Raw genomic sequence first — 22856 nt, forward strand, 5'->3', positions numbered from 1 at the left:
GGCTAGGGGTCACATAGGTATGCGTCGCCGATAACGTCGGCTGGCGCGTACCACCGTGCCGTCTTTGAGCGTAACCAAAGCATCCCGCGAGGGGAGCAGGTTGTATCCGCTCAATCTGTTCAGCGCAATCATGGTGGAGCGGTGAATGCGGATGAATCTGGCGGGGTCTAGTTGCCGCTCCAATGAATCCATTGTTTCTCGTATCAAATAAGATCGCTTGCCGGCATGCAGGGTTACATAATCGCCGGAGGCCTCGATCCAATCGACGTCACTGTGTTCAAGCATGAATGTTTTTGTGCCGGACTTGGTGACGAAATGGTCCGGCCGGGTTTGGCTTTTCTGCTCGGCGTCTTTAGCCAGTAGCAGCCCCTTGATGCTGGCCAGTTGCTCGCCGGCACGTCGGTCGGCAAGCCGTGTTCGCGCCGAATCGAGTGCTTTATCGAAGCGTTGATCGTCTATCGGTTTAAGCACGTAGTCCATGGCATGTACCGAGAAAGCCTGCAGCGCATAGTCATCGTGGGCCGTCAGAAAAATAATCAACGGCATCGCATCAGAAGGGAGCTTGGCCAGCATCTCGAAGCCGTCCATACCCGGCATCTGCACATCGAGAAATATAAGGTCGGGCTTGAACGCGGTGATTTTCTCGATCGCATCCCAGCCTGAGTCTGCCTCGGCGACAACCTGCACATCGAGCGCATGTCGCAGGCAGACACGAACGCCTCTTCGTGCGAGTGATTCATCGTCGACGATGATCGTCTTTATCATGAGTGCAGTTTTTCAGTGGTGTCACGAGGAACATCCAACACAACGCTCCATCCGTCAGACGGGTCACCCGAGGCCGAGAAGTAATGAGCGGTGCCGTAGCGGGTCATCAGCCGTTCGCGAGTGTTGGCGAGGCCGACTCCGGCGGGTGCGGAGATAGCACGCCGATGTATTTCCTGCCTGGGAACATAGGTGTTGTGTATGCGCATCCGCGCGAACGGGCCTTCTGCGGAAATAACCAGCGATAGCTTGCCGCCATTGACCAGCGGGGCGATGCCGTGCCTGATTGCGTTTTCAACCAATGGCTGCAACAGGAGATGCGGTACTGCAACGTCCATCAGATCCGGGTCGGCATCGATCGAAACGTGCATACGGTCGCCCAGACGGATCTGCTCGATGGCGATGTACTGCCGTACCTGCCTCAATTCCTCCGCGATGGTTACATCGCCACGATCGGTCGGCTCCAGCGTGGATCGAAGGAACTCCGCGAGAAGCGAGATCATATTGCGGGCGGGTTGGATCTCTCCTTCGCCAACGAGTGTCGAGATTCCGTTCAACGTATTGAATAGAAAATGCGGAGTGATCTGGTAGCGCAGCGCTCTCAATTCAGCGTCTCGCGCGAGAGCTTCGCTGCGCAGGGTGCGTCGTTCTTGCTTGCCGGCCTCTTCCCATTGGCGCAGGCCGAAGTAAATGCCGGCCCATGCGATGAGCATAATCATGGGCGCGATGGCATTGGTAACCCCCACAAAGAGTACCGAGCGCCACGTGCCGGCCTGCGCCGGGTGTCCGAGCCAGGCTTCAAGGATAGCGCCGGTCAACGAGCACACCGCCCCCAGCACGTAGCAGGATCCCACCGTGAGCAAAATAATCTTGGTCCAGGACATCCCCGACTTGGAGAGCCATCGACAAAAGGCCAGTAGCGGAAACGTTGCCCAATAGCCGGCCCATGTCATACCGGCGAAGTAGATGAGTAGTGGGCGGGCGTTCTTGAACTGCAGCGCGGCAAGTGCACTTATCAGGCCGAATCCTAGCCACCCGATGATTTGAAGTAACCAGAGCCGCTTAGGGCTGGATTTGAATGCGTCGATCATGGTGGCGCACAGAGTGCACTTTTGTGCGGTCATCAGGAAGGGGGTTGGGTACCGCTCGACCGACATTTCCGGTCCGCTCGCCGATGTTTGATTGCATCGGGCCAGGCCAATAAATACGTTCTGTCTGACGGTCGCGCCAGGTCTGTACGGGCGCATATCGTCTATCGCAGATTCTTAGATAAACATCGATGGTGCGCAGCAAAGCTATGAACTCCAAAAATAATTTGAAACGTAATAGTCCAGAGAGTGGCTTGCCGGCTTGGTCCGTCATCGCCATGGGCAGCGCCTTGGCCGGTGCTGTGGATCTTACCTATGCGATCTTGGCGGGGGCGATGAGAGGCGTTCCGATGATCGCCATACCGCAATCGGTCGCCAGCGGCCTTCTGGGTATGAAAGCATTTCGCGAAGGCATCGCATCGGCGGCGCTAGGTTGCGCGTTGCATTTCTCGATCATCTTTGTCGCCGCCTCGATCTATTTCCTCGCGAGTCGCAGGCTGGGCGCGTTGGTTCGGCGGCCGCTCATGGGAGGGCTTTTTTATGGCCTTATCATCTATGCCGTCATGCATGAAATCGTCCTCCCGCTATCGTTCGCTCCTGCATTCAAGAGCACCACGATGTCCTTCATCGCAGAGCTTGCCATGCATATCGTCGTCATCGGGCCGATCATCGCTTTCAGTGCATCTCGTGCATCTATCAGGCGGATAGGCCAATCTCTTGAAGGCCTCGCGTCGACCGCCGATTAGCGGCTTGCGTCAGGTCAGCACTTCGTTGGCCGCGACGATGACGGCGCAGCATTGCGCCGCGTATTCCAAGGCCATGAGATGGCGATCGAGCGAAAAATCCGCGATGGCGTCGCCGACAATAAAGGTCTCGATATCGTTGGAGAAGGCTTCGGCCGCGGTCATCAATACGCCGATATGCGCGTAGACGCCGCAGATGATAAGTTGATCGCGGCCTGCATTTCGCATGCGTTGCAACAGGTCTGATTGCCAGAACGCGCTGTAGCGCCACTTCGTCAACAGCCAGTCTTCGCGGCTGGGCATGAGTTCGTCGACGACCCCGCGATCAAGCGGGTCCATGTCCATGCCGGGTCCCCAGAAGTCCTTCAAAAGGCCACGTTGGCTTACGGTCATGCCGCCAGGCTGAGCGGCGAACGCCGTTGGGACACCCAGCGACAGGCAGCGCCGGCGAAGGATGGCTGTATTGCGCAAAAGCGTGGAGCGCGGGTTATCGAAGGGGATCGGCCGAATAAAATACCGTTGCATATCGTGCACGAGTAATACGGCCCGCTGCGGATCTATCTTCCAACTGGCGATATTGATCGGCAGCAAAGAGCGGGCCGGCATGGAATACGGCTCAATCCGCGGAATTCCTGGCATGGTGCGTTCCATGGTCGAAGGATGGCTCTCGACAAGAGGCTTAGGTTGAATGGCGGTCGGATAGATAAGTCGCCGTAACGATGTATTCGTCAAAGACGACGTAACGCACACTGATGCGCTTACCGGTGTCCCAGCATGACGACCAATCGCATGTCAGTCGAAATTCGAGCACCTGTGCGTCGGCCTGGATGAGTTCGGCCGCATCGAAATCCAGAATGCGCCGCACCTGTGGATAGAGTGCTTTGTAAAGCGATTCTTTCGCGGAAAAAACCAGCAGTAACCGGGTGACTGCGTCAAAGCTTTCCAGTTGCGCCAATTCGCCGGGCTGCGCGACGAGGGATTGAGTACCCATCAGCGCCTTTAACGCGACTCGTTGCTGTATATCGATGCCCAGGGCGATACAGGTCGACTGCGGAGCTGCCGCAGCCATCGCATAGTCGCCGCTATGGCTGATGCTGCCCAGCCAGCCGTTCGGCCATAGCGGCAAACGATCCTCGCCCATGTCTGGGTAGGCGTCATGCGGATAGCCCGCATTGCGCAGCGCCGCGCAGGCGCAGAGTCGGCCCGTCTGATATTCGCGGCGACGTTTATTTACTGCTCTGCTCAACGTAGACGGGAGCTGCGGGTAGACCGGAAGGGGCTGATCCAGCACGCTCAGCGGCAGCGACGACAGCCCCACCGTTGCTGGAAGGGACAGGTGTTGGCGTAGTGCCTCGGAGCTAAGCGGCGGCGACCATGCTTGAGGTGATGCTGGCAGGCCGGCAGCGTCGTGCATGGGATACCTTAAAGCAGCATGTGATTTTGAACGCATGCTAAAAACAATCGGGATGATGCGCCGTCGAAAGTCATACGACTACAAGCCGCGTGATGTCGTTGTGATGCTGTTATCGAGCGGGCTACCCAGAGATCTTGAGCAGGCTTTTACGCGTTGGCTTCGGGAAGCGCCGCATGCTCGATGCGATCGCGGCCGTTGCGCTTGGCTTCGTACAGAGCCTTGTCGGCGCGCGCCAGCAGGTCGGTATGAGTTTCATCGGCACTCATGACAGAAACGGCGATGCCGATACTGACGGTGACGATGTCATGGCGGCTGTCGGGGTTGGCAATGGCCTGCGCACGAACCCCGGTACGGACCAGCGCCGCCACGGCCTGTGCGCCAGCCAGATCCGTGTCAGGCAACAAGATCGCAAATTCTTCGCCGCCAAAGCGGGCCAGTAAGTCGGTAGGCCGGCGTAACGCCTTGCGTAGTTCACTTGCGATCATGCGCAGGCATTGATCGCCGACCAAATGGCCGAAACGGTCGTTGATGGCCTTGAAATGGTCGATGTCGATCATCAGCAGACTGACCGGCTGGCCGGAGCGGGCCGCGCGGGCGCACTCCCGTTGCAACGCCAGGTCGAACGCGCGCCGGTTCGGCGTCTGGGTGAGGCTGTCTTCCAGCGCCAGGTCTTCCAGCTCATCGCGGTCGTGACGCAAGGCATCTTCGACGGCGATATGACGCGCCTGAGTCAGCGTGCTGCGTACGCCATAACCAATCAGCGCGACGATCACGCCGATCACACCAAGATAGAAATGGCTGTTGAGCACGAACAGCGAGGTGAGCAGCACCGCCAGTGCCAGCATCAGGGGACTGCCGCTACGAATCACGCGAATCAACATGGGGCTCCGAGGCGTCATGCTGGCCGGTAAGGCATATCGCCAGCCGAGCACGAAAACCAGCAGGAAAGGCATCTCGATGACCCACAGCGCGGGATAGCTGCCGACATTGGCCTGATCGAGCGCAAGCACGTGGTTGTAATAAATGGCCGCGATCAGATAGGCGATGGTATAGGCCGCCAATATGCTGAACAGCCGCCGTGCCTGATACGTTTCGGCGGCGAAATAGCGAATCGTGCAACAGACGGCAAGAAACAGGTTTTCCAGATCGAACATCAGCACGACTAACTGCGCATGTTTCGAATCCGGCGCCCCGTGCAAGCTGGTCAGCGAGAAGGTGTACAGGTAAAACAGATAGCCCAATGAGATCGCCATGATGGCGTCGGCTGTTCTAACCACGAGCGATTCGCGCTCCTCATTGGCTCCTGAGGCGGCATAGGTAATCGGTACGCCGTACAGGATATAGACCAGCATGATGGCCCCCGGCGTCAGATTATGAGTGTCCAGGAGTAGCTCCGAAGCGGCACTCATCAGCATGCCGATGGTCCAGAGCAGCATGCTTGCCCCCGCCAGAATCCAGCCCTTGTCGAGCGCGAACCCGTCAATAAGGCCACGTCGCAGCATGGTGCCGGTGGCCAGCAACGGGGCGGCGATCAGGAATGGATAGGACACCGCCATCAGGTGCTGCGGAAAGACAGCGATGGCTAGCGCGTGGAGCGCGAGAAATGCACAAGCAAGGGCCAGTTCGATCTTCGGCAGAGGCATTCCAGCGTCCATAGCAGTCAGATAAGGCTTCGAACGGCTGACCGCCGAAGGCAGCTTTCGCGATAAACCCGGCAAACTCGATGCAAAGGTCAGTGAGGTGCTTATGGGTCTATGGTTTTGAACAGGCTCCAGGCCACGGGTACTTTTTGTTACATCCTCAGGGTGGGGTTTGGCAACACTTTAATGAACAAAAGCCGGGTCATCCACACCGGTACGTGACACAGACGGCATCCCGGTCGCCATGGCGGACGCGGTATGCACCGCCCTCGGCGGCCTGTGTATCAATCGTTTGAATCGACTGGCGTAACCTATTCCGTCACCGCCGGATCAGGCTTCGAACAGATAAACCGCGTAGCCGGACGCAAGCATGGGCAGGACGTTGAGCAAGAATCGCGGCAGTCTTATCAGCCCCAATTCAATGGCGCCGCGGGATATCGAGGTCATATAAAGCATCCGATAACTCTGGGTATCGAAAAGCCGCTCGGGTTCATCCACCGCCGTCAGCGTAGCGCCGATGGCGGAAATTTTGCTTCGCATCGATCGTCCGTAGGTGTTCAAAAACCTCCGGGTCATCAGGTCGCAGATCAGCTTGTGCTTGGGAAATACGCTGCGCAGGACATGTACAAGATGCTGGCTCGCCGATGGGTCGAGGTAGCTTAGAACGCCCTCGACGACGCATACGATCGACCCGTGCCCTGAAAAGGGCGCCAGCTTCTCAGCGAGGGAGTCGCTTGCAAAATCGATCGCAATGCGTTGCAGCCGATTTGGGCAGTCGGCCACGGGAAGCCGCTGGTTCTTGTAGGAGATAACCGCGGGCTCGTCCAATTCCAGCCACATGCCGCCAGTCAACCGGAACGGTCTGCTGTCGAAGCCCGCGCCGATGGTGACGACGAGAAGATCGGGGTTGGAAGCGAGCTCGCGGCGCAGGTGGTCGTCGATCAATCGCGCACGTGCAACACAGTTCGCGTTAGCCATCTTTTCTGCTTTGAAAGCTTCGAAGATCTGTAGGCCGCGCTCGTTCATGAATAGCTTGGCGTAATGATCGCCGCATACCGGGGCAGGGCTTTGCGCGTCCTGCATTCTCACGCCGCAACAATAGAACGCGGTCTTTGAAATGGGCTTCATGACGACTCGGCTTTTCGGGTAGTGCGGTAGTGCCGTCACAGACGGCAACCGGCAAAGGAACGATGGCGCGGCGATTCGGTGACCCGGTTGGCCGGCGTTCTACGCGGCTGGTTTTCCCATGCGTGGTTCAAGACGCCATCCTCCGCCAAGTGCCTTGTTGAGCGCTATCCATTGCGTCAAGGCGGTTTCGGTGGCGGCAAGCTGGCGGCTTTGCAGAGCGTACATGCGGCGTTGGGCGTCCAGAACGGGGAGCAGGTCGATCAGGCCAAGCCGGTAGCGATAGGCGGCTAAATCGGCGCTGTCGGTCGCCGCGGCACAAGCGGTTTCAAGATCGTGGATCTGCCGATGGGTCTGGTGCAGACGAATAGCTGAGGTTTCGACTTCCTCCACGGCGCGGGATGCGGCAGCGGCGTATGCGGCGACGGCCTGGTCGAGGCGTGCGTTCGCAGCGTCGATGCGTGGCCCGATGGCAGGGTCCCATAGCGGCAGGGTCACTCGCAGGCCGGCGTTCCAGATTTTTGTCGGCGCGCTGAAAAGGTCGCTGCTATTGATAGTCAATGAGCCGAGCCCGCCGATCAGGCCGAGGTGGGGATAGCGAGCTGCGGCAGCGCTACCGGCCTGGGCGACGCTGGCCATCAGTGATTGTTCGACCGCGCGCAGGTCCGGTCGACGTTCGAGCAAGGCTGCAGGTACAGCCATGGGAGGGCCTGGCGGTTCGGGCGACAGCACCGAAGCGGCGATCAGTCGGTTGTCGAGGTCGCGCGATGACAGGCCGGTCAGTGTGGCGAGCCGGCGGATTTCGATCTGCTCCGCGCTGTCGTAGTCCGCGCGACCGGACTCCAGCGAGGACAGCATTTCGGTTGCTTGCAAACGATCCAGGTCGTTGACCAGGCCGGCGTGATTACGGACCTCGACGAGCTTTAGCGTTTCGCGGGCGAGTTCGATTTGATGTCCGAGGGCTGCGCCTTGTACCCGCGCGCCGCGGAGTCTGATATAGCTGGCGGCGACTTCCGCCGACAGACTCAGGGCAAAATCTTCACGGCGGTATAGCGTGGACTGCGCCTGAAAGACCGCACTGTCGCGCTCGTGCGTGTTGGCGCCGAACAGATCCAGTTCCCAGGATGCGTCGAATCCGGCGCGATAAAGACCGAATGGATTGGTGTGCGAGGGAGGCAGCGGATAGACGTCTTCTTTGGAAAGCCGCTGGCGTGAAGCGGTCGTGCTCAGATCGAGTCGTGGCAGCAGGCTTGCTCCAGCGGCGTTTGCCATGGCGCGTGCTTCACGCAGGCGGGCCGTGGCCGCAGCCAGGTCGTGGTTATTGTGTTGCGCCTGGTCGATCAATGCATCGAGGGTCTCGTCGCCGAGGGCGCGCCACCAGTCGGGTGCAATGGTCCCGGCGGCTGTCGTCACTTCCGCCGGAATGTTCCATGCCGCGGGCAGTGGCGCGGAGGCTGGCTGCTTTTGCTCGGTCATGACGGCGCAGCCAGATAGCCAGGACATGGCTCCCAGCAGTGCAAACGCGACCACCAAGGGCCAGCCTTTCACGATGAACGTCCACGCGGTGAATTTTCTTTCGCCACCGGGCGCGGCTCCGCCTGAATGAAAACATCCATCTGCTCGCCGACATGTACACGGGCCGGGCTGGGCTTGAGCAGATACACCACTTGCAGGACACGGGTGTCTACGCGCTCGGTGCTTTCGCCGGTCAGCGAATGCTTTGGAATCACCAGTGGTTCGGTGCGTACATACTCCAGCGGTATTTCAACGGCGGCATTGCCTTTGAGATGGGCGACGGCGGGGACGCCGGCTTTGAAGCGCCAGGCTTCCGCCTCGTCGATATCGACGCGCAGATGCAGTTGGCGGGTGTCGCCAAATATGAGTGGAGCGAGTTGCTGGCCGGGACTGACCTGCTCGCCGACGCGGATATTTAGCTGCAGCACTTCACCGTCGCCCGGCGCTTTGACGACAAGCCGATCAAGTTCGACACGACTCTGGGCGACGGCGGCACGGGCCTGGGCAAGCGCGGCCTTGGCCGTGCCGATACGAGCCAGCGCGGCTTCGACGGCGCGCGTACGTAGTGATACTTCCTCCTTGCTGACGGCGCGCGCATCGCTTAGATGACTGACCTTGGCCAGTTTTTCGCGGGCCTCGGCAAGCTCGACTTGCGTTTCGGCCAGCCGCGCCGAGGCGACGTCTACGGCGCTCTCTCGCATCAGGCATTCCGCTGCCAGAGAGCGGCTGTCGATGGAGAACAGCCGGTCGCCTTTGCTCACGTGGCTTCCGGCGGCTACCCATAGCTGCTCGACGACACCGGGAACCGCCGTGGCAACAGCAATGTTCTGGCTCAACGGTTCGACCAGGCCGGCGCCGGCCAATGTTTCCGTGAACTCGCTGCGCGGCGGTTCGGCCATCGGCTTGTTGACGGGATAATTCGTATCGCCCATGGCGACGGTGTAGACCATGACTCCGATGCCGACAAGCGCCACGGCCGGAATCACCCAGCGGGAAGAAAATTTCATAGAGGTCCTGGAGCCGCCGCTGCGATACCTTGCCTGATCTCAGTAACTCGACCGTCATCCATCTGCGCTATCAGATCGGCGTATTCGAAAATACGCGAATCATGGGTGACGACAACCAGCGCGCGATCGCCCTCGTTAGCCACCTCCCGCAGCAGCAGCATGATTTGCTGACCTGTTTCATGGTCGAGCGCACTGGTCGGCTCATCGCAGACGACCAGGCGTGGGCTGTGCACCAGTGCGCGAGCAATGGCCACCCGTTGTTGTTGACCGCCGGAGAGTTCGCCAGGTAACGACGACAAGCGATGTCCCAGGCCGACACGGTTGAGCATGGCGGCGGCGCCGGCCAATGCCTTGCTGCGTCCAACGCCCTGAATCAGCAACGGTATGGCGGCGTTCTCCACCGCAGTGAGCGTAGGCATCAGGTGGAAGGACTGAAACACAAAGCCGACCTGGTCACGACGCCATCGGGTTTTCTGCGGCGCCGAAAGGTTGCCCATGTCCTGGCCCAGCACCACACAGTCGCCTGCGGTTTTGTCGAGAATCCCCGCCAACACCGAAATGAGGGTGGTTTTGCCGCAACCGGAAGGGCCGACCAGCATGCTCAGTCCGCCAAGCGGTATGTCCAGGTCGATGCCGCGCAACGCGTGGACGGCCGTTTCGCTGGCCCCATACACCTTGCTCAGACGGCGGCAGGAAATCGCCGATAAAGTCTTGGTTGCTGAAGTTGTGGGCGCCGAAGTTATGGGCGCCGAAGTTATCGGTGCCGAAGTTACGGGCGCTGAAGTTGCCGCAGAGTTCATCGGCTACCCCCGGAAGACCACGGCGGGTTCAAGCTTGAACACGCGCCGCAAAGATAGCCACGCCGCCAACGCGCAAACCGAGATGATCGACGCGAAGGCAAAGGCCGGGATCTGCCAGGGCATCGAGAAAGCCAGCCCGCCTGCACGTAGACCCCAGCCGATGATCGAGCCCATGCCCACGCCGATGCCGTAGCCCAGAACAGCCACTGTCCCAGCTTGCAGCCATACCATTCGCGCCAGCGTGCCGTCGGAAACGCCCATGGCTTTGAGTGCGCCGTAATGGCGAAGATTGTCGAGCGTAAAGTTGTAAAAGGTCTGGCCGGCGACCAGTGAGCCGATCACCACACCGAGGATCACGGCCAGTCCAAAGTTGACGAGGATGCCGGTGGCTTTGAGGATGTAATCGGCGGTGACGTCGATGAACTGGTCATTCGTCAGTACCTTCAGGCCGGTTCGATCGACCAGGTTTTTCTGTACCGCGCGGATGTCCTGTCCAGGCCTGATCTTGACCAGCACGAAGGACATCGTGTTGTGATCGGAGGACGACAAAGTCAGCGCGCGCGAGTACGTGGTGTAGATCACCGGCTCCCAGAAAAAGGATTCGCGACCGCGATAGGCGCCGGTCGCGACGACTTCCTGATCGTTGATAGTGAATCGATCACCCAACCGGATCGCCCGGCCGCCGCCGCGTTTCATCATCAGCTTGGTCGCAGCGGTATCACCATCAATGAAGATCGCCTTGTCGCGCCGAAGATCCGCGAATTTTCCGAGCTCCATCTGCGGTGGCGCACCGATCATGGTGGCATCGTCTATACCGACCAGTATCAGCGTGAAACTGGTGCCGTCCGGCATATGGCCGCGATTGAAACCCTGATAGAGGGGGACCGCCCAGTCGACGCCATCGGTGCCGCGCACCCTTTGCAGCACCGTGCTGCGCAACGGTACCTGGTCCTGCGAGAAACGGACCTGCGGGTCCATGACCCAAAGATCGGCCTGTGCGGTGTCGCGGATAAAGGCGCCTGTCTGGCGTGTCAGGCCAACCAGGATCGACGCCTGCTGCACGATAAGCATCGCCGCGAAAGCTATGCCCGCGATGAGTCCGAAGTACTTCAGGCGGTCTCCTGTGAGCATCTTTAGGGCGACCGAATACATGTGAATATCCTAGACGTGCACTATAGAAGTGGTCGCTGATGGGCTCTGACTTCAGGCGGCGATAGCCGTTACCTCCCATTCTCGAATCTGTTTAGCCATGAGTAACCCGCACACCGTTCCGCCGATGCGTTGGTGAGTCGTACATGCGGCTCAAGCCTCGGGGGCATTCGCCATCATGTCGGCGGTCGAGATCTTGGTCTTGTGCTTCGCGCGATAGTCGGCCTTGAACTTGGTATAGACGCTATAGATCTGCTCTGGCTCGGCAATCTCCACGCCGGCCAACTTGCCGATGCGCGACACGATTTGCTTGCGGATCTTTTTGATGACCGCCTCACCCAGGATCGAGTCGAGATTGCGCACCGTCTCGAATACCGGATGGTTGATGAATTGCTCTCCCTGCAGGAAAACCCAGGCCGATCGCAGCACAATGCCTTTCTCGTAATCGGGATCGGCCGACTCGGCGATGGTCTTTCGGGTGTAGTTTTCAAAGCCGACGGAATGACGCATTTCATCCTTTGCCAGCTTGCTCGCAATGTCCTTTAAAACCGGCTCCGTTACGGTGTCGGCGGTCGCCAGATACATGTTTCCGGCGACAATCTCGGAAATGACATTGAAGGTCAGCATTTCCGTCTTGGATTTCGTCATCGGCGTGATCGTGCGGCCGTCCATCAAGTATTTTCCGGACAGCTTTTCGCCGTTCATGGCCAGCCATTTGGTCAAGGCATGAGGGTGTTTGGTTTCCTCATACAGCCACACGGCAAGCCACTGGGTGAAGTCGATATCATCCTCGAACATGGTCATGAACGAACGGGTGGCCGAGTAGGTGGTCAGTTCGCCGAAGGTGATGATCTTCACCATTTCGATCAACTCCGGCGTCACCACGGATTTATCGATATGCTCCCAGTCGATGTCGCGCATCAGCCAGCGTGCTTTTTCAGCGACGTCGAATAACGAGTAGTAGGACAGATCGTTAAAAATATCCTTCACTTGTGCGGTCATGAAAGTTTCCTCAACGATGGATGGAATCTGCAGGTTTGATAGGGCAGGTTGTGCGATCACGCCAACTTCGATCCAGGTCAGGTCCAAACAGGCGGCAGCGTCAATCGTCAGGCCATTCCGCCGTTCACGCTAATGATCTGGCCGGTGATGTAGCTCGCCGCGTCGGAAGCAAGAAAGCCGACCAGCGCCGAGACCTCCTCGACGCGTCCGGCGCGTTGCATGGGTACGATGGCCTTGAGCAGTGCGGCGTCGAACTTACCCTTGGCCATGCCGCCGTCGATGACGCCGGGCGCGACGGCATTGACGGTGATATTGCGATTGGCGAGCTCGTGAGCCAATGACTTGGTGGCGCCGTGCAAGCCGCTTTTCGCCGCGGCATAGTTAGTTTGTCCACGAACGCCGGTGATGCCGGCAACGGATGACATATTGATGATGCGGCCCTTGCGCTTGCGTATCATCGGCATCAGCAAAGGCTTGGTGACATTGAAAAACCCGTGCAAGGTCGTGTTGACGATCCTGCTCCAGGCATCGAATTCCATACCGGCCATCGGAGCGTCGTGGAGGGTGCCGGCATTGTTCACAAGCACATCGATCGGCGTGGTTTCGGACAGCTCCGACAGCAGTTGTTGCGTGTGCGCGGTATCGTTGATATCGAACACGATCACCTGGGCCTTGCCGCCCGCCTTGCGGATCTGTCGAGCGACCGCCTCCGCTTTTTCCGGATTCTTATGCGCATGGACATAGACCAGCAGGCCTTGCTTGGCCAGTTGGAGACAGATGGCTGCGCCGATATCGCCACTCCCGCCGGTTACTAATGCAGTTTGCATAGCTGGAACCTTTCAGAGTTAATCTTCGATGTCATCGGTAACCAGCGAAATCGTGCCTTCGGCTACGGTTTTTCCATTTATCGTGCCGTTGACGCGGTACTGATATATACGCGGGCCGACCAGGACAACTTCCGACGTCAGCATCAGGCGGGTGTCTGGATGAGCATCCAGATAACCTTCCTCGAAGCTGAAGTTACGAGTGACGGCGAGATAAGCCGTAGCGACCGGTGCCAGTTTCTTATGGCCTACCATCGGTGTTTTGGTGTCGACGGCATTGATCGCCAGATGAATCGCCGCGGCCTGGGCGCCGTACTCGATCACATGGATATACGACAGCCGGCCATTCACCTTCAACGGATTGTGCTCGTCCAGGTGCGAGGTAGCGCTGCAGACGATTTTCGCACCGTCCCACGCCTCCACGCGATCGAGCAACATCATCGGCCCCTGATGCGGAATAAGGGCGTAAAGCTGCTTGGCTTCGATCTGCTGAGGCAGGGCTAGCATGGTGTGACCTCGACACTCAAAACCTGTTGATTGGAATAGGGCAGCACGACGGTTTCCTGCTGTTGTTTGGCGAGCGCAATCATCAGCGGCAATACGCCCGCAGCGGACGAACGCGTACTGACCCGCGACAGATTCGCGTTTTCGACTGGGGTGATCTGGGTTCCGTCTTGCAGGCTCAGGCGAATCGATGCGATCGACCGCTTGCTTGGGCTGGGGCTCAGCAGAAAGCCTACAGAAAACGGATCGATCGGTGCCGCGTCCGGGTCGATTTTCAACAGCGCCGGGGCGTCGTAAGCAACATAGAGAATCGGTGTCGATTCGGTTAGCGAGGTGGTGTAGGACTGCAACAATCCGACGGCCAGGCTGTGAGATGCAGCGGTGACGGTGGTGGCACTGGCGGTATTTTTCATAAGAATGCCGAGGTGCCCCGCCGCCGCGTTCAAAATCACGTTCTGGAACTTGGTCGGCGATACCGGCTTGCCTTCCAGTGTCAGCGAATAGCAGATGTGGTGGGCTATATTCAGATCGCCTTCGGAACTGGCGAAGACGAATTCGATATCGTTGGGGTCGGTATCGGTACCTTCCAGTGCTTTGTCGGCCGCATAGATGGCCAATTGCATGTGCTGGCTGGTTTTGCGTTTGATCCCGGAAGAAAGAAACGTCGATTGCAGCGGGCCGACCATGTCTTCGCGGTAGGTTTCCGGCGCCAGCAGAGTAAGCGCCGCCTCTTGCCAGCTTGGCAAGCCTGGACCGTAAAGGCTGATGGTTTCGATATACAGCGGCTTCAATGCGTTCTCCCAAAAATGAGCGTGGCGTTATTGCCGCCGAAGCCCATGGAATTGGTCAGTCCGTAACGGATCGGGCGAGACTGATTGTCGAGAGCGATATTGCATTTGAGTGTGGCGTCGACGGTTCCGGTGTTGAGGCTTCCAGGGACCAAGTCGTTTTCCATGCCGAGCATCAGGATGATGGCTTCGGTAATTCCGGCGGCGCCCTGGGTGTGGCCTGTCCAACCCTTGGTTGAACTGACCGGTACTTCGGCGCCAAAAATCCGATGCATGGCCGCATCTTCCGCACCGTCATTCATCGGCGTGCCGCTGCCGTGCGCGTTGATGTAGTCAATATCTTTTGCGTCCAGGCCTGCGCGTTTCAGCGCCAGCAACATGGATGCCTCAATGCCCTTGCCTTCAGGGTGCGGCGCGGTCATGTCGTAGCCATCGGTCGTTTCGCCGTAGCCCAGCAGCTCCATCTTGCCGGGTCGGCCGGCGGTTTCGGCGGGCAGTTTTTCAAGCAGGGCGAATCCGGCGGCCGCGCCGATGCTGATGCCGTCGCGCTTGCTGTCCCACGGTTTGCAAGGCTGGGTCGATAGCACTCCCAGCGAGCGAAAGCCGTTGACCAGCGTTTCGCTATACGTTTCAACCCCGGCGACAATGGCGGCGTCGCATAAGCCCATCTGCAGATAGCGGTAAGCGGTTGCAAATACCTTTGCGCTGGATGAACAAGCCGTGCCGATCGTTGCATAAGGGCCAGTGATATCCAGGCTCTTACGCACGTACTGCACCGTGGCATCAAGACTTCCGCTACGGGTGTAATTGTTTTCGGGGGCGAGATCCGGCGCGACAGGTTTGACCTGATAGTCCTCCTCGATAAGGCAGATGCTGCCGGTGATCGTCCCTAGAAAGCAGGCGACGCGGCTTTTGCCATATTTGCTTTTGGCTTGTTCGACAGCATTTGTGAAGCCGTCTTGTTGCAGGGCGGTTTGAATCATGCGATTGCATTGGTTGTCGTAGCCAGCCAGCTCACCCGCAATCGGATACAGCGACACCGGATTGACGAAACCGAACCAGGTGTGGCCAAGATCGCCCATGGAATGCTTGCTCAGACCGCCGGTCTTGCTCTTTATAGAATCGAGCGTGGCTTTATTGCCGACGCCCAACGCACTGGTAAGGGTGAAGGCCGTCACGTAGGTCGGTAAAATTGCCATGTCCTGAAACTCCAACGACGCTAGACATTCAAAACGTGTCCGATTCAGCCAACCGCGTACGCAACAGCCGCCTTCGCGCCGCCGCCTGTCAGTTTTATCGGGTTGCTACTGCCAGAGGCGCCGAGCGGAAATCTCCCGCAGCTATTTCGTTGTCGTCGCCATCGCGGCAGACAAAGCTATAGCTATCCTCGCTCTTGGCGCGAATCCTGACGATAAGGGTTTTTCCAGGTTTCAAGACCGACAGGTTCTTCACCTTGGTTATACGTCTTAGATGCAAATCGCCCCGAAATTGCGCGAAGGCGATGCGCACATGCTCCATAATCACTGCGCCTGGAATAATCGGATTTCCAATAAAATGTCCGTTAGATGCAGGGTGATTATCGGCAATGGCCGTGGTGTATTCGAAATCGGCCGGGTCAGGCAGCATTGGCTTCCTTCGCTTCGATTTTTTGCCTCATTTTGTCGGTGACAAAGATATACAGGCTGCGGACGTTGGCGTACGCCTGTCGCGTCGCTTCATCCTCTACCTTTAGCTCGACCTTGAAGCGCTGATTGATGACCGCGCCGATTTCCAGTGCGTCGATGGAATTAAGATCGAGATTGCCGCCGAAAAGTGCGGTTTCCGCAGTAATTTCGACATCGCTATCCAGATTGAGCGTTTCAATGATGAGTTCGAGGAACTCGTGTTCGGTTGGAATTACCATGACGCCTCCTTCGCAGGTCGGGTGTATCTCGAAGACTTTCACCCCATCTTCACTTTCGATTGATGGATGTATTTAGACGTAGGTTTAATCAGTATCTTGGTATCGGTAATGTGATTCTTTTGTGATGGGTTCGAGGCTTCTGCATTAGTCAATTTGTATTCGTGATGTGAATTTTCACAAAAGCTGCATGAGGGGCATTGGATATTCGACGTCAGTGTTGCGGCCTGATTCGTCATGCACCTGACATCAATAAGCCGAACACTTTGCCAGCCGTGCAGGGGCGGCGGGTTGCGTATTGTTTAAGTCGCGCTGTATCGATACAGCGCTTTTTCATTGGCGAGCAAGGACAACCATGAAACCTCTATACCTATCTATTGCCTTGGCGAGCGCCGTAGCCGCGGGTCTGCTTGGGTCTTCCTTTGGCCATGCCGCTACGCTGGGCGGGGAAAGCCATGCGTCGACATTTCCCTGCGACGACAATCATTTTCTCAACGACCAGAAGCTGTTCGAAAACGGACAGTTGTTTCAAGATGTGGCGGAGAACGTCTGCGGCACGGTCACCTATGTGTATCCGAAAAAGAAAACCAGGAGCGGCTGGCACGGTTATTTTCTAGTGCAGGTGGCCCCTAATACGGTGATCGAAATCGTCTCCGATCTCGGCCAGATGAATGCGCCTTCCTGGCCGTGGGTTGCCGTAGGCAACTACGTCACGGTGCGTGGCCGCTACTATTACGACAACGAATCCAGCCAGGGTATCGATTGGACACACCATGGCACCGGCAGTAGCTGGGGCACACCGGGTTACGTGGTAGTGAACGGCGTCGAATATCAATAAGCAGCCGCTGGCCGGGGCCGGATATCCGCGCCCCAGCCAGCGCTGCTTTGGCGCCGGCGGCCGATTTTCACTAAATGGCGCCGGCGGCCGATCTTCACAAAATAAAGACAACGCCGAACGACGTATGCAACACTCGCGCCTTGTAAACATAAGGAGCGCGTGTGCACGGAAGCAGAGAGGCTTTTCTTATCGGCATCCCCTTTCGGTGGAATGCGATAGCCGTTTGTTTTTTGCTGTTGCCGCTTTTCGGTTGCTCCAACGAGCAGTCGCTCGGCAAACCGGAAAAGATCGGGCCCTTTACTTTCGAGCGTTTCCGCAACTCCTATTCCAGCGAGTCAGGGCCCACTGTCTATGAGTATTACAAGATCTCTTACGGGTCTTATTTTCCTAGCGCCATTCATTTTCCAAACGATGCCTGGGTACGCATAGACCAGATCACCCGGCTGCCGTCCGCTCAGCCGGCGTGGATGATCCGCACTGGAAACAGCGTGGCGATGTTGACGGAAAGAGCAGGGCGGCTTGCTCTCGACCCTCTTTGGAATGTGGACTACGACAAGGGCCAAGAGCAAGTACAGCGAGTCGACGACAAGCATTGGTATATCCCCGATTTCGATAGGGTTGGCGAGTACCCGAATTTCACCTATCGCAGCGGGCGATTGTTTAACGGCGTGACGCTGACGCAACGATGGTTGCCTGTATGGCCGGTGCTCGACGGACAGCCGGGCACTATTGCCCCCAGTCGTACTCAGTTCTTGGCGATCTCCCCCGATGAGACAACGTCGGCATGGCTTTTCACGACATTTCCAGACGATGGACCCGATAGCGTGCGGCAGTACGAGGTACGGGTTTTGGATGAGCGCACGCCAACCCTGCCGCCGGTCGCCCTCGATGCAAAGTTCATGGAACACCGTCCGCTGCCCGATAGCGACTACTACAAAGAAACGCGGCCTTTGTATCAAGCATGGTTCGATGCCGCATTCCGTTGGAACCGGACACCTGATGGCCGCTGGCAATTGAGCCGTCGTTATTAAAGCCAGTTCAAAGTCTCCCCGTGGCCTGCTGCCCACCTTAAGTCGACCTGATGTCTCTCTGTGGATGCCTATGAATATTCGTGATGTGAAGCTGTGGCTGGCCGGTATCGTTTGCGTGAGTGCGAGCATGAGTGGTGTATTGCAAGCTCAGCCCACTACGGCACCATTGATGCCTTATCTGGATGCCAACGGCCGCTACGGCTTCGTCGACGCCAGCGGAACGCTGGTCATTCCCGCGCGCTACGTCGACGCCAAGCCGTTTTCCGACGGGCGCGCGGCGGTTGTTGCCGATGATATGTGGGGATACATCGATACCGCTGGCCGGTGGGTTGTAAAGCCGCGCTACTCATCGGCGGAGAATTATGACCGTGGCGAGGCTGTCGCAAGGATCCAGGTGGATTCCAATCTGAAAAGCAGCAAAGGCGGTTGGATCGCCCTGCCGAACCCTAGCAATGCGCTTCCATGGCGTCACGATGCCTACACCACCATACATCGGTTAGATACCGCAGGCCGCGTGCTGGAACGATGGAAAAGCGGCGATGATCTGAGGTCGGATAAGCCCGAGAAAACGCCTGCGGCGTTAGACAAACTGCTTGGCACGCCGGCCTACCAAGGATCCTTCGTGACACAGTTTGTGCCGCCGCTGTATCCGGTCGGGCATGGCTGCGAGCACGACACTCCCGCTAAGTTTTACGCCGCGCTTAACCGCGGTGACTGTCGTATCGTCTTTTTCGATGCCCAAGCCCGAGCGTTGAACTCACAGGTTTACAGCTACTACGACGTCAGTAGAGGCTTTACCGACGATCGTTTGATGGTCACGCGCGACGGCAAGTCCGGCTATATCGATTCGCATGGCGTTGAAGTCATTCCCTGCACATTCGACGCCGCCTATTGGTTTGAAAATGGCTACGCCGTGGTGCGGTCGAAAGATCGCGGCATGGGCGTCATCGACACCCAGGGGCGCATGCTGATCGACTTCGGTCAGGGCGATCTCATGTATGACCATCTGACCTACCCGCCGACGACGCATGGTTACTTCGTCGGTCATCGCAAGAGCGGCTGGGGTGTTGTCGATCCCTCGCAAAATCGCGATGTCGTTCCATTTACCTATGCCCATGAGGCTGACCTCAAGGTCCTAGGCAGTGGCGGTACCCAGTTGGCGGTCGCCGCGCGTGACGATAAGCAAGGCTGGTGCGTATTGGATAGCCAGGGCCATACGCTGAGCTGCGGCTACAAACAAGTGGCGAGCGCCCGTGAAGGCGTGATTGCCGTGCAGGGCAGCAACGGAAGCTGGGGGGCTATCGATCTCACCGGGAAAATGATTCTTTCGCCTCGCTACGATGAGCGCTTTGTTTTCTCCAACGGGCTGGCTCGGGTCCGCCGTGGAGAGTACAGGTTCTATATCGACGCACTCGGCAAAGAGTATGTCGCCCCCGCCCTGGTAAATCCCTAAGAGCCTGTTCAAAGGAAAGATGTCGTTATGAAGATCGTGTTGGTAGCTGCATTTGTGCTGGTGATTTTTCTCACTGGCCGTATCGGTTTTTGGCTGGCCTTACTCTCAGGCCTGGGCTTCGTAGTCGGGGCCGTGATGGTGCTGCTCGTTGCCGGGCGGATGCTGGGTAAGAAAGCGGCGCCGGCCAGTGAACAGCCCGCCGGGGCGGTAGAGGCTTCTGATGCGTCCCCCGCGTCTTCAGCGGAGTCCGTGGCATCGGCTGCCGACCCGGTGGAGCTGACTCCCGCGATTGAGGCGCTGCAGGCTGGACATCATCAACAGGCCATCCAACTTGCGCAGCCGTATGTCGATGATCCGCGCAGTAAGGTTCGTATCGATGCCTTGCGCCTGACCGGGTTTGGACATGCCGGGCTGGGGCAATACGCGCTGGCCTATCCATGCTGGCTGGCGATCGCCGAAGCCGAGCCGACGTCGCTGAATTATTTGAATGTGACGTCCACGGCGGCAGTGATCGGTCGCTTCGATGAGGCGGAAGCCGCCTACGCGCAATGCGAGCGATTGGTGACTCAGGAAGGCGGTGGAGATCCCGCGCAAGGCCTGATCTTCCATGGCCAGAACCAGGCCAATTTTCTGGCATCGCTGGCCCAGGCAGAGCGCCCGGATCTGGCATTCAAGTATCTGCAGCCGCTGGCGAATTTTTACCGCAGCCTGCACATCACCGATTCGCATTTTCTCTACGTGCGGAACATGCCGTTTTTTGAAGTTTTTCTGGAGCAGTCTTTGCCGCTGGTGCGCAAGGTACTCGATGAATCCGCGCTGGTCGCGTGGTATCGCACGGTCTACGACGCCGTCGATGAAGAAGGCAAGGCGCTGTTCGCAACGTATCAGGTACCCCATTGAGACTTTGAGCAGGCTCTCAGGTACCTGCCTTCTTGCCCTTGGTTGCGGTGGCTTTCGCCGGTGTGCGCATTTGTTGCAGCACGGTCTGGCAGGTGTTCGGGGCATTGTTCTGGCTGGTGACAACCAGTGGCAACAGGGCGGCGGCGGGGGCGGCGAAGACAGCAAGGGCCACCACTGCGCCGCCACGCATCAGCAACGTGCCGGTATGCACGCCGATGTCGGGGTTTTTCAGCGTGCCCTTGATATACAGCGGCGAGCGTAGCGAGAACACCCGGATACCCTTGCTGTGCGGCTTCACATCCAGGTCGAGTTTTTCGTTGGCGAAGTTCACCGTGCCGTCGACATTGATGATGGCGTCCTCGGTGTCGAACACGAAAAGCTGAGTCTTGAACAAGCCATTGTTGGCGATCAAGTCGGATGCGGCGCAGTTGATCTTTACGGTTTTGTCGCCGAACAATTTTCCGATGACGACGTTGCCGATATTGAGTCCGGCGGTTTCAAGCAGGGTTTTGCTGATCGCGCCGTCGTTCATGAGCAGCTTCACTTCGCCGTTTGCGCTGCCGAGCAGGGCCGCCACCGAATTGCCATGGGCGCGGATCGCGGCGTCGCCATTGATCTCGCCCAAGCTGGTACTCATCGCTTCGAAGGTGGGAAACAATTGCTTGAGTTTGAGGTGACGCGCATTGAGCTTGAGCGTGCCTTGCATGGGCTCGCGGCTGCCGTCCAGGCGGATAGCGCTGTTCACCGTGCCGCCAGCCAGGCCAAAGCTCAATGGCTCCAATTGCAGCACGCCGTCGTTCATAACCAGATGTGCGTTTAACGTATCGACCGGTAGTTGCTTCTCGCGCACGATACGGGCGCCGACGAAGCTTACGTCGGCGTCCATCGCTTTCCAGCGCTCGGTACGAAACGGTTCCACCGGCAGTACTTTGTCGGCAGGCTGCACGGTGGCATCGCCGCGCTGTTGTTTCTCGGCATGGGAGTCGGCGCCGATCAACGGCGCCAGGTCGGCGAATTGCAATAGCTGGGATTTCAGCGTGCCGCTCAGTTTGGGCCGCGCTGCCATGGTGTCGAAATCGAGGTTGCCGGCGATATCGCTGCCGCCGACTCTGCCACGGAAATTCTGGTAGCTGAAATGACTGCCACGGCGATGCAGCTCGGCCTTGAGATGACCTTCGGTGGCATACGGCGATGTATCGGGCAGCGTCACGCCGGTGATCGCGTAGAGCTTGGCCATGCTGCTGCCGGAAAACCACAGGCGCACATCCAGCGCCGCCAGATGCGCCGGATCGGTCAGGGTGCCGACCAAGGCGATATGACTGTCGCCGATGCGCAGATCGGCTTGCACCGGAAACGGCCGGTTCGTCTCTTGCAATGCCAGCACGCCGCCGCTTTTGCCGCTGCCGCTCAACGACGCGCCTTGATAGCTTCCCGTGGCTTGCCAGGCAAACACATACGAGGTGTTTGCCGGCGCGGGCAACTTGCTTTCGTCGTCGTTCTTGTCCTTGCCGGCGAGTGTCTTCTTTGCCGCGCTGCCAGCGGTTTTACCGGCCTGCTCGCGGGCATCGGCGGATTGTTGCGCGACGATCTGATCGTAGGGAATCGCTTGCTGCAAAGGTTCGATAGCGACCTGTAATTTCACTTTGCCGGTAGCATCGTCCAGGCCGATGCCACCACGGTCGAACCCGATCGAGCCTAGATCTAACTGCCAGGCCGATGGTGCATCGCTTGGCGGCAGCGCGAAATCCCAATTGGCGCGGCCCTGCTTGTCGCGCTCCAGGTCGATCGTCGGATGTACCAGTTGCAGCGTCGGGATCACGATGCGATGCGTCAGCAAGGGCAGCGGCGAGAGCCGGAAGCGCAAGGCTTGCAACTGGGCGAACTGCGGCTGTTGCGCCCAGTCTGGATTCGCTATGCGAATGTCGTTCGCCACAAACTCGGGCCACGGCACCATGGCGGCCAGACCACTTTCGGACGGTTCGCGTTGCCAGCTTACGCTGAGGTCGCCATCGATCGCGAACGGGCGGCCGATGGCCTGGCTGACCTTGTCGTTGATGGTGGGCTTGAGACGGTTCCAGTCGAAGGTAGCGATGACGATCAGTGCGGTCGCGACCAACACCAAGAGCACGGCGACGATCCAGATCAATATTTTCCGACTGCGTTTCAAGTGCATCTCCTTTGCAGCCTACAGCCGCAATGCGATCAGTAGGGTAACCGACACTGGATTGATGCATGGCCATGCCTTTGTGGCCAGTTGAGATTCGATTCATGCACGGATGGCTGCGATTCATCGTCCGGCAGTTTGTGATGACCGGTATTCAAGGCCCTCGCTCGATGTCGCGAGCATTCAGGCGACTTTGCCGTATTTGTGCA

Annotated in this window: 23 protein-coding genes; 5 read left to right on the forward strand and 18 right to left on the reverse strand. The window is 58.4% G+C overall.

What is annotated here, in order from left to right; translation table 11 throughout:
* Positions 1–9 precede the first annotated feature (9 nt).
* Together DVJ77_RS13410 and DVJ77_RS13415 are read right to left on the reverse strand one after the other, a co-directional pair.
* A complete protein-coding gene (locus DVJ77_RS13410; RefSeq protein WP_114846013.1) occupies positions 10–765 on the reverse strand; it encodes a LytR/AlgR family response regulator transcription factor in 756 nt (251 codons plus the stop codon).
* Entirely contained in the window at positions 762–1853 is a 1092-nt protein-coding gene (locus tag DVJ77_RS13415; protein ID WP_162791479.1) for a sensor histidine kinase, read from the reverse strand. Before DVJ77_RS13415 ends, DVJ77_RS13410 begins: the two co-directional genes overlap by 4 nt.
* A 206-nt stretch (positions 1854–2059) precedes the next feature.
* On the opposite strand from DVJ77_RS13415, the gene DVJ77_RS13420 reads away from it, so the two are divergent.
* Positions 2060–2596, forward strand: a complete 537-nt coding sequence (locus DVJ77_RS13420) for a hypothetical protein (protein ID WP_191983695.1) — start codon at positions 2060–2062, stop codon at positions 2594–2596.
* Between the two features lie 9 nt (positions 2597–2605).
* Here DVJ77_RS13420 and DVJ77_RS13425 read toward each other — a convergent pair whose 3' ends face one another.
* From DVJ77_RS13425 to DVJ77_RS13495, 15 genes are all read right to left on the reverse strand, one after another.
* Positions 2606–3244 carry an isochorismatase family protein gene (locus DVJ77_RS13425; protein WP_318530921.1) on the reverse strand — a complete coding sequence of 213 codons (639 nt, stop codon included), beginning with the start codon at positions 3242–3244 and terminating at the stop codon, positions 2606–2608.
* Between the two features lie 28 nt (positions 3245–3272).
* Positions 3273–4007, reverse strand: a complete 735-nt coding sequence (locus DVJ77_RS13430) for a 4'-phosphopantetheinyl transferase family protein (RefSeq protein WP_162791480.1) — start codon at positions 4005–4007, stop codon at positions 3273–3275.
* Between the two features lie 146 nt (positions 4008–4153).
* A complete protein-coding gene (locus DVJ77_RS13435; protein ID WP_162791481.1) occupies positions 4154–5650 on the reverse strand; it encodes a GGDEF domain-containing protein in 1497 nt (498 codons plus the stop codon).
* A 327-nt stretch (positions 5651–5977) separates the two neighbouring features.
* Positions 5978–6775, reverse strand: a complete 798-nt coding sequence (locus DVJ77_RS13440; RefSeq protein ID WP_114846018.1) for a class I SAM-dependent methyltransferase — start codon at positions 6773–6775, stop codon at positions 5978–5980.
* A 99-nt stretch (positions 6776–6874) separates the two neighbouring features.
* Positions 6875–8320: an efflux transporter outer membrane subunit gene (locus tag DVJ77_RS13445; protein WP_114846019.1), complete on the reverse strand. Its 1446-nt coding sequence runs from the start codon at positions 8318–8320 to the stop codon at positions 6875–6877.
* Entirely contained in the window at positions 8317–9294 is a 978-nt protein-coding gene (locus DVJ77_RS13450) for an efflux RND transporter periplasmic adaptor subunit (protein ID WP_114846020.1), read from the reverse strand. The genes DVJ77_RS13445 and DVJ77_RS13450 overlap by 4 nt, the downstream gene beginning before the upstream one ends.
* Positions 9291–9968 carry an ABC transporter ATP-binding protein gene (locus DVJ77_RS13455; protein WP_225427988.1) on the reverse strand — a complete coding sequence of 226 codons (678 nt, stop codon included), beginning with the start codon at positions 9966–9968 and terminating at the stop codon, positions 9291–9293. Before DVJ77_RS13455 ends, DVJ77_RS13450 begins: the two co-directional genes overlap by 4 nt.
* Positions 9969–10097: 129 nt before the next feature.
* Positions 10098–11246, reverse strand: coding sequence for an ABC transporter permease (locus tag DVJ77_RS13460; RefSeq protein WP_114846022.1), 1149 nt, complete (start codon positions 11244–11246; stop codon positions 10098–10100).
* A 150-nt stretch (positions 11247–11396) separates the two neighbouring features.
* A complete protein-coding gene (locus DVJ77_RS13465) occupies positions 11397–12245 on the reverse strand; it encodes a ferritin-like domain-containing protein (protein WP_162791482.1) in 849 nt (282 codons plus the stop codon).
* A gap of 107 nt (positions 12246–12352) precedes the next feature.
* On the reverse strand, positions 12353–13072 hold the full coding sequence (gene fabG, locus DVJ77_RS13470; RefSeq protein WP_114846024.1) for a 3-oxoacyl-ACP reductase FabG: 720 nt from the start codon (positions 13070–13072) through the stop codon (positions 12353–12355).
* A gap of 18 nt (positions 13073–13090) precedes the next feature.
* Entirely contained in the window at positions 13091–13576 is a 486-nt protein-coding gene (locus DVJ77_RS13475; RefSeq protein WP_114846025.1) for a hotdog family protein, read from the reverse strand.
* Positions 13570–14364 carry a beta-ketoacyl synthase chain length factor gene (locus tag DVJ77_RS13480; protein ID WP_114846026.1) on the reverse strand — a complete coding sequence of 265 codons (795 nt, stop codon included), beginning with the start codon at positions 14362–14364 and terminating at the stop codon, positions 13570–13572. Before DVJ77_RS13480 ends, DVJ77_RS13475 begins: the two co-directional genes overlap by 7 nt.
* Positions 14361–15560, reverse strand: a complete 1200-nt coding sequence (locus DVJ77_RS13485; RefSeq protein ID WP_114846027.1) for a beta-ketoacyl synthase N-terminal-like domain-containing protein — start codon at positions 15558–15560, stop codon at positions 14361–14363. The genes DVJ77_RS13480 and DVJ77_RS13485 overlap by 4 nt, the downstream gene beginning before the upstream one ends.
* Before the next feature lie 94 nt (positions 15561–15654).
* Positions 15655–15987, reverse strand: a complete 333-nt coding sequence (locus DVJ77_RS13490; protein WP_114846028.1) for an ApeI family dehydratase — start codon at positions 15985–15987, stop codon at positions 15655–15657.
* Positions 15977–16264, reverse strand: coding sequence for a phosphopantetheine-binding protein (locus DVJ77_RS13495; RefSeq protein ID WP_114846029.1), 288 nt, complete (start codon positions 16262–16264; stop codon positions 15977–15979). The genes DVJ77_RS13490 and DVJ77_RS13495 overlap by 11 nt, the downstream gene beginning before the upstream one ends.
* Before the next feature lie 352 nt (positions 16265–16616).
* Between DVJ77_RS13495 and DVJ77_RS13500 the strand changes: the two genes are divergently transcribed.
* The 4 genes from DVJ77_RS13500 to DVJ77_RS13515 all read left to right on the forward strand — a co-directional run bounded on the left by DVJ77_RS13500 (position 16617) and on the right by DVJ77_RS13515 (position 20483).
* Positions 16617–17099, forward strand: coding sequence for a DUF3465 domain-containing protein (locus DVJ77_RS13500; RefSeq protein WP_114846030.1), 483 nt, complete (start codon positions 16617–16619; stop codon positions 17097–17099).
* A gap of 161 nt (positions 17100–17260) precedes the next feature.
* Entirely contained in the window at positions 17261–18130 is an 870-nt protein-coding gene (locus DVJ77_RS13505; protein ID WP_162791483.1) for a hypothetical protein, read from the forward strand.
* A 70-nt stretch (positions 18131–18200) separates the two neighbouring features.
* The gene (locus tag DVJ77_RS13510) at positions 18201–19583 is read left to right on the forward strand and encodes a WG repeat-containing protein (RefSeq protein WP_162791484.1); all 1383 of its coding nucleotides are present in this window, start codon (positions 18201–18203) and stop codon (positions 19581–19583) included.
* 27 nt (positions 19584–19610) lie between these two features.
* On the forward strand, positions 19611–20483 hold the full coding sequence (locus DVJ77_RS13515; protein ID WP_114846033.1) for a hypothetical protein: 873 nt from the start codon (positions 19611–19613) through the stop codon (positions 20481–20483).
* Between the two features lie 16 nt (positions 20484–20499).
* On the opposite strand, the gene DVJ77_RS13520 is transcribed toward DVJ77_RS13515, so the two are convergent.
* Complete coding sequence (locus DVJ77_RS13520; protein WP_114846034.1) at positions 20500–22650, reverse strand: AsmA family protein; 2151 nt, start codon at positions 22648–22650, stop codon at positions 20500–20502.
* Positions 22651–22856 lie beyond the last annotated feature (206 nt).

This window comes from Dyella tabacisoli (genome assembly GCF_003350925.1).
In the GTDB taxonomy this organism is placed as follows: domain Bacteria; phylum Pseudomonadota; class Gammaproteobacteria; order Xanthomonadales; family Rhodanobacteraceae; genus Dyella_C; species Dyella_C tabacisoli.